Here is a 7159-nt window from a genome sequence, read left to right as displayed (position 1 = left end):
CAGAGGGGGGCGCCTCGCGCGGAGGCTTCCCCTTCCGCGCCGCGACCTTCGGCAACATCACCGTAGCGCTCGCCCCAGACCGTGGCCGCTCCGCCGACCGCCGCGCCGACTATCACGACCCAACCCTCCCGCCGCGCCATGCCCTGATCGCCTTCGGCCTGTGGCTGCGCAAATCGCTCGGCGTTCATGCGCTGGTCCATGTCGGCGCCCATGGCACGCTGGAGTGGCTGCCGGGCAAGACGGTAGCGCTTTCGGAAAACTGCTTTCCCGAGATCGTCACCGGTCCCCTGCCCGTCATCTATCCCTTCATCGTCTCCAACCCCGGCGAGGCTGCACAGGCCAAGCGGCGCATTGCCGCCGTCACCCTCGGCCATCTGCCTCCACCATTGACCGGCGCCGGGTTGGATGAGGACCAGCACAGGCTCGAGCGGCTGGTCGACGAATATGCCCAGGCCGACGGGCTTGACCGTCGCCGCCGCGACCGTCTGGCCAAGCTGATCGTCGACACCGCGCAAAAAACCGGCCTCGCCACCGAAGCCGGCGTTGCCAGGACCGACGCGCCGGACGAGGCGCTGCGCCGCATCGACGCCTGGCTCTGCGACCTCAAGGATTTTGCCATCAAGGACGGGCTGCATATCTATGGCCGCGCTCCGGAGGATGAGCCCGACGCCATGCGCCGCCAAAGTGCGGCGGCCGAAAAGACGGCGCTGCTCGCCGCGCTCGATGGCCGCCACGTCAAGGCCGGTCCGGCCGGCGCGCCCGCGCGCGGCCGTTCCGACGTTCTGCCCACCGGCCGCAATCTGTTCACGTCGGACCCGCGCACCATGCCGACGCCGACCGCCTATGATCTGGGCAAGTCAGCGGCGGAGGAAGTCATGCGCGGCTACATGCAATCGCATGGCGACTGGCCGCGCTCGCTGGTCATCGATCTCTGGGGCTCGGCATCGCTGCGCACCGGCGGCGAGGAGATCGCTCAAGGCCTGGCGCTGATGGGCTGCCGGCCGCAATGGGATTCGGCGACCGGTCGCATCACCGGCATCGAAGTGCTGCCGCCGGCCGCGCTTGGCCGGCCGCGCGTCGACGTCACTTGGCGCATTTCAGGCCTGTTCCGCGACATGTTCCCGACCCAGATCGCGCTGATCGATGCCGCCGCCAACGCCGTTGCCACCCGCGACGAGGAGGATTCGGAAAACCCGCTCGCGGCCAAAACCCGCGCTGACGGCAAGATCAGCCCGCGTATTTTCGGCACCTCGCCCGGCACCTATGGCGCCGGCGTCGAGGATCTCATGTCCTCCGGTGACTGGGGCGCGCGTGAAGAGATCGGCCGCGCCTATCTCGACGCCACATCGCATGCCTATGGCGGCGCGGAGGGCGAAGGCGTCTCCGCGCCCGGCGCCTTCGAGGGCCGCATCGCCGAGGCCGATCTTCTCGTCCACACCGGCGACGACCCCGGCCGCGACATTCTTGAAGGCTCCGCCGACGTCGCCTTCATTGGCGGCTTTTCGGCCGCCCTTGCGGCGCTCGGCAGGAATGCCGACGTCATCGTGCTCGACACCACGGACCCGCAAAAGCCGAAGCCGCGCTCGGTCAGCGAGGCCGTGTCGCGTGTCGTGCGTGCCCGCGCCGTCAACGCCCGTTTCATCGCCGGACAGATGCGCCACGGCCCGCGCGGCGCCTCCGAATTCGCCGAAACCGTCGACCGGCTGGTCGGCTTTGCCGAAACCACTCACGCCATTTCGGGAACGCTGATCGAAGCCGTGCATGATGCCTATCTAGGCGATCCGGCTGTCCGCGCCTTCATCCTGCGCGAGAACCCCGCCGCAGCAAAAATCATCGCCGAACGCTTCCTGTCGGCGCGCCGACGTGGCCTCTGGCATCCCCTGCGCAATTCCATCGACGACGATCTCGCAGCCCTGGTTGCCGAGGCAGAAGCGCTTGGGGTGGCGGCATGAACGCCTTCTCGCGTCGCGGCGCTTGTCCGGCACTCTCCGCCCCGATGCAAACCGGCGACGGTCTGCTGGTGCGGCTCAACCCGGTCGCGGGAGGCCCATCTTCTGGAGGATTGTCGCCGAAGCTCTTGATCGGGATAGCCGAATCCGCTTTGCGGCATGGCAACGGCATCATGGAAGTGACAGCGCGCGGCAGCCTGCAGATACGCGGCCTGACGACGGACAGCGCGGGGCGGCTGGCGACAGAGGTCGATGCGCTGGGCATCGCCGTGCGCACCGGCGTGCCGGTCGAGACCGGGCCGCTGGCCGGTATAGACCCGCAAGAGATTGCCGATCCCCGGCCACTGGCTGAACGGATCAGGGCGGCGGTCGAAGAGGCCGGGCTGACGCATCGGCTGGGGCCGAAGGTTTCGGTGGTTGTAGACGGCGGTGGGCAGTTGGTCATGGACACGGTCACGGCCGATGTCAGGCTGAATGCGGTGCGCGCAAGCGCTGGCATCCTGTGGGCTGTATCCGTTACCGGTGACAGCCAAAGTGCGAACCTATTCGCAACGGTCGATGAAGACGCAGCGCGCGATGTCGCCGTTGCCGTGCTGAGGATGGTTGCCGAGAAAGGCCGCGAAGCGCATGCGAGGGATTTGTCGGAGAGGCAATTGGCTTCTCTCGCAAGCTGGCATTCTGTGGCGCCCCCCTCTGTCCTGCCGGACATCTCCCCCACGAGGGGGGAGATTGCTCATTCACGCTCACCTTCGCCAATTTCCACGGCTGCAGAGGGAGTGCCGGCGCCCGAACTGCCAATCTCCCCCCTCGTGGGGGAGATGTCCGGCAGGACAGAGGGGGGCGCCTCGCGCAAACCTATCGGCCTTTTCCCCTTAGCCGGCGACACTTTCACCCTCGGCATCGCTCTCCCCTACGGCAGCATGCCAGCAGACAAGCTCATCGCCCTCACCCAAACCGCCCTCACCCTCGGCGCAACCGAAATCTGCCTCGCCCCAGGCCGCGCCCTGCTTTTCCTTGGTCAACCAACCGCCGCCAACCAAACCCTTCAGCACACAGCCGCCACCCTCGGCTTCGTCACCTCCGCCACCGACCCGCGCACGCGCATCGCCGCGTGCCCTGGCACACCAGCCTGCGCCTCCGGCCGCATCGCCACGCGCGACATCGCCGAGACGATCGCGGCTGAAAACGCCGACATCCTCGACTTCACCCTGCACATTTCCGGCTGCGCCAAGGGCTGCGCCCACCCCGGTCCGGCGGCGCTGACGATCGTCGGCGGCGAAAACGGAGCCGGACTTGTCGTGAACGCGACGGCAAAGGCACTTCCTGCCGGCTACAGGCCGGGCTATGACGCCGCGCGCGGCATCGGCCGCGTCGCGGCAATGATCCGCAGCACACGATATCAAGGCGAAACCGCCGCCGCTTGCCTGACAAGGCTCGGGCCGGCCGGTATCGCCGAGGCTTACCGACAGGAATGAGCATGGCCGCCTACGACTATATCCATGACGGCACGGCGATCTACGAGCGCTCCTTCGCCATCATCCGCGCCGAGGCTGATCTGTCGCGCTTTTCCGAAGCCGAGGCCGATGTCGCCATCCGCATGATCCACGCCTGCGGCCAGGTCGAAGCATCAAGCCATTTTGTGTTCTCCACCGATTTCGTTGCCGCCGCGCGCACCGCTTTGGCGGCTGGCGCGCCGATCTTCTGCGATGCGGAAATGGTCTCGCATGGCGTCACCCGCGCCCGGCTTCCGGCCGGCAATGAGGTGATCTGCACCTTGCGCGACCCGCGCACGCACGACATCGCCAGGGAGATTGGCAACACCCGTTCGGCCGCCGCGATCGACCTGTGGGGCGAGCGCATTGCGGGGTCGGTGGTCGCCATCGGCAATGCACCGACAGCACTGTTCTATCTGTTGGAAAAACTGCGCGATGGCGCGCCCAAGCCCGCGGCCATCATCGGCATGCCGGTCGGTTTCGTCGGTGCGGCTGAATCCAAGGATGCACTGGCCGAGAATTCCTACGGCGTTCCCTACGCGATCGTGCGTGGCCGACTTGGCGGCAGCGCCATGACCGCCGCAGCACTCAATTCATTGGCGAGGCCCGGCCTGTGAACGCGCTTCTCAAAGGTCGTCTCGTCGGCGTCGGCACAGGTCCCGGCGACCCCGAACTGTTGACGCTGAAGGCCGCGCGGGTCTTGGCCGAGGCCGATGTCGTGGCCTATTTCGCCAAGCGCGGCAACAACAGCAACGCGCGCGCCATCGTCGAAGCGCAGTTCCGGCCTGAAATGACGGAATTGCCGCTGCTCTATCCCGTCACCACCGAAATCGACAAGGAACACGACGACTACCGCTCGCAGATCACGGCTTTCTACGAGGAGTCGGCCGAGAAGGTCGCCGAGCACCTCCAGGCAGGTAAAATGGTTGCCGTGCTGTCGGAAGGCGACCCGCTTTTCTACGGCTCCTACATGCATCTGCATGTGCGCCTCGCCCATCGCTTCCCCACCGAAGTCATTCCCGGCGTCACCGCCATGTCCGGCTGCTGGTCGCAGACTGGTGTTCCGATCGTCCAGGGTGACGACGTGCTGACCGTGCTGCCCGGCACGATGAGCGAATTCGAGCTCACCCGTCGGCTGGCGGATACCGATGCCGCCGTCATCATGAAGGTCGGCCGCAACCTGCCCAAGATCAGGCGGGCGCTGGAAGCGACCGGCAAGCTGACACGCGCCGTCTATGTCGAGCGCGGCACCATGGCCGGCAGCGTCTCGATGAAGCTTGCCGACAAGCAGGACGACAAGGCGCCCTACTTCGCCATCGTGCTGGTGGCCGGCTGGTCCGGGCGCCCCGGCACTTTGGGAGCGCAGGCATGAGCGGCCGTCTTACCGTCATCGGCCTCGGCCCCGGCAATGCCGATCAAGTCACGCCGGAAGCCAGTCGCGCCGTCGCCGAGGCAAAATTCTTCTACGGCTACAAGCCTTATCTCGACCGGCTGGAACTGCGCCCGGATCAGACCCGCGTCGCTTCCGACAACCGCGAGGAACTCGCCCGCTCCAAGGATGCATTGGTCAAAGCCGCCGAGGGTCATGACGTCGCTGTCGTCTCCGGCGGCGATCCCGGCGTGTTCGCCATGGCAGCGGCCGTCTGCGAGGCGATCGAGGCCGGCCCGGTCGAATGGCGCGCGGTCGATGTCGCTGTCGTGCCCGGCATCACCGCCATGCTCGCCGTCGCCGCCCGCATCGGCGCGCCGCTCGGCCATGATTTCTGCGCCATTTCGCTGTCAGACAATCTGAAGCCCTGGGAACTGATCGAATTGCGCCTGCTGGCGGCAGCCGGCGCCGGCTTCGTCATCGCGCTCTACAATCCGATCAGCAAGGCCCGCCCCTGGCAGCTCGGCCGCGCCTTCGAATGCCTCGCCGCGATCCTGCCGGGCACCACGCCGGTGATTTTCGGCCGCGCCGCCGGCCGCCCGGACGAGCGCATCGAGGTCACTCTGCTGGCCGAAGTCGAGGCTGAAAAGGCCGACATGGCGACCTGCATCATCATCGGCTCGCCGGAAACCCGGATCATCAAGCGCGCCGAGAAGCCAGCGCTGGTCTACACACCGCGCTCGTCGGTGGGACGGACAAAATGATCGACCATCGCGGCGAGCTGTTCGACGGTTTCAGCCGAGGCAACATCCGGCAACGCTGGCCTGCGCACCATGACCACCTCGATGCCAAGCACCCGCGCCGCGGCAATCTTACCGTAGGTCGCCGCGCCGCCGCTGTTCTTGGACACAACGACATCGATGCGATGCTTTTCAAGCAGCGCGCGTTCCTCCGCCTCGTGAAACGGGCCACGGGCCAACAGATACACAGCATCGGGCACGGCCAGCTTGGGCTCGACGGGATCGACGCTGCGAATGAGATAATGGTGCTGGGGCGCTGCTTCGAAGGCGGCGACCTCTTGCCGGCCGAGCGCCAGGAAAACGCGGCGCGGCGCCCGTCCAAGCGCCTGCGCTGCATCGCCAGACGTATCGACCAGCGTCCAGCGGTCGCCTTCGACAGGCTCCCAGCCCGGGCGCCGCAGGGCAAGGATCGGCACGCCGGCGACGCGCGCGGCTTGCGCCGCATTGGCCGAGATTTGCGCGGCATAGGGATGCGTGGCGTCGATCAGCAAATCGATATGCTCTTTCCGCAGGTAAGCGGCCAACCCATCGGCACCGCCAAATCCTCCGGTTCGCACCGGCACGCCCTGTGCGACCGGGCTTTCGGTGCGCCCGGCCAACGACAGAGTGACCGAGGCACGCGCCGCCAGTTTTCCGGCCAGTTGCCGCGCTTCGGTGGTGCCGCCGAGGATCAGAATGCGGTGGGTCATCATGCCTGCTAAGGGTCCGCGCGGTACCAAGCTCAACTCACGATGGCTCACAATCGTCGGCATCGGCGAGGACGGTTTAGCGGGTCTCGGCGACGAGGCCAAGCAGCGGATTGCCCAGGCGGAAATCATCTTCGGCGGCAAGCGGCATCTGGCGCTCGTCGCTGCCTTTGCCAAGGGTGAGGCGCGATCCTGGCCGGTTCCTTTCGATGCCGAGATGCGCGACGTGCTCGCCCTTGCCGGCAGGAATGTCTGCGTGCTCGCTTCCGGCGATCCGTTCTTCCACGGCGTCGGCGCCACCCTCGCCCGCAAGGTCAAGCCACAGGAGATGCATGTCATCCCCGCCCCGTCAGCCGTTTCGCTTGCAGCCGCCCGGCTCGGCTGGGCGCTGCAGGATATCGAGACCGTCTCGCTGCATGGCCGGCCGCTCGACCTGATCCGGCCGCTGCTGCAGCCAAACGCACGCATCCTGGCGCTGACGTCGGATGCCGAAGCCCCTGCGGCGATCGCCCGCCTGCTCACCGAACTCGACTTCGGCGCATCGCGGCTGACGGTTCTGGAGGCACTGGGCGGGCCAAGCGAGAACCGGCGCTCGGCGCGCGCCGATGCCTTCGATCTCGAAAACATCAATCCGCTCAACGTTCTGGCGGTCGAAGTTGAATCCGGCCCGGATGCGCGCGTCCTGCCGCTCACGGTTGGCCTTGCCGATCATCTGTTCGACCATGACGGCCAGATCACCAAGCGCGAAATCCGCGCGATGACCCTGTCGGCGCTGGCGCCGAAGCGCGGCGAGTTGCTGTGGGACATCGGCGCCGGTTCCGGTTCCATCGGCATCGAATGGATGCTGGCCCACCCCTCGATG

General features: G+C 67.0%; 7 protein-coding genes. 6 read left to right on the top strand and 1 reads right to left on the bottom strand.

All coding sequences use genetic code 11. From position 1 onward, the window contains the following. The 5 genes from FCU66_RS39700 to FCU66_RS39680 all read left to right on the top strand — a co-directional run. Nucleotides 1–1952: cobaltochelatase subunit CobN (locus tag FCU66_RS39700; RefSeq protein ID WP_181956595.1), on the top strand; the 1952-nt coding region annotated here is incomplete at its 5' end. Continuing rightward, complete coding sequence (gene cobG, locus FCU66_RS39695) at nt 1949–3424, top strand: precorrin-3B synthase (protein WP_136620199.1); 1476 nt, start codon at nt 1949–1951, stop codon at nt 3422–3424. The genes FCU66_RS39700 and cobG, both read left to right, overlap by 4 nt. Before the next feature lie 2 nt (nt 3425–3426). Then, nucleotides 3427–4059, top strand: a complete 633-nt coding sequence (locus FCU66_RS39690; protein ID WP_136620200.1) for a precorrin-8X methylmutase — start codon at nt 3427–3429, stop codon at nt 4057–4059. Then, nucleotides 4056–4814 (top strand): precorrin-2 C(20)-methyltransferase, encoded by a 759-nt coding sequence (locus FCU66_RS39685; protein ID WP_136620201.1) that lies wholly within the window; start codon nt 4056–4058, stop codon nt 4812–4814. The genes FCU66_RS39690 and FCU66_RS39685 overlap by 4 nt, the downstream gene beginning before the upstream one ends. Next, nucleotides 4811–5575, top strand: coding sequence for a precorrin-3B C(17)-methyltransferase (locus FCU66_RS39680; RefSeq protein ID WP_136620202.1), 765 nt, complete (start codon nt 4811–4813; stop codon nt 5573–5575). Before FCU66_RS39685 ends, FCU66_RS39680 begins: the two co-directional genes overlap by 4 nt. On the opposite strand, the gene FCU66_RS39675 is transcribed toward FCU66_RS39680, so the two are convergent. After that, nucleotides 5539–6300: a cobalt-precorrin-6A reductase gene (locus FCU66_RS39675; protein ID WP_136620203.1), complete on the bottom strand. Its 762-nt coding sequence runs from the start codon at nt 6298–6300 to the stop codon at nt 5539–5541. The two genes, FCU66_RS39680 and FCU66_RS39675, sit on opposite strands and share 37 nt — an antisense overlap. 1 nt (nt 6301) lies before the next feature. Here FCU66_RS39675 and cbiE point away from each other — a divergent pair. Continuing rightward, the coding region (gene cbiE, locus FCU66_RS39670) for a precorrin-6y C5,15-methyltransferase (decarboxylating) subunit CbiE (RefSeq protein WP_136625504.1) at nt 6302–7159 on the top strand (858 nt) is incomplete at its 3' end.

It is taken from the genome of Mesorhizobium norvegicum, from assembly GCF_004919685.1.
Taxonomy (GTDB): domain Bacteria; phylum Pseudomonadota; class Alphaproteobacteria; order Rhizobiales; family Rhizobiaceae; genus Mesorhizobium; species Mesorhizobium norvegicum.
This window is presented reverse-complemented; position numbering and strand designations above follow the sequence as displayed.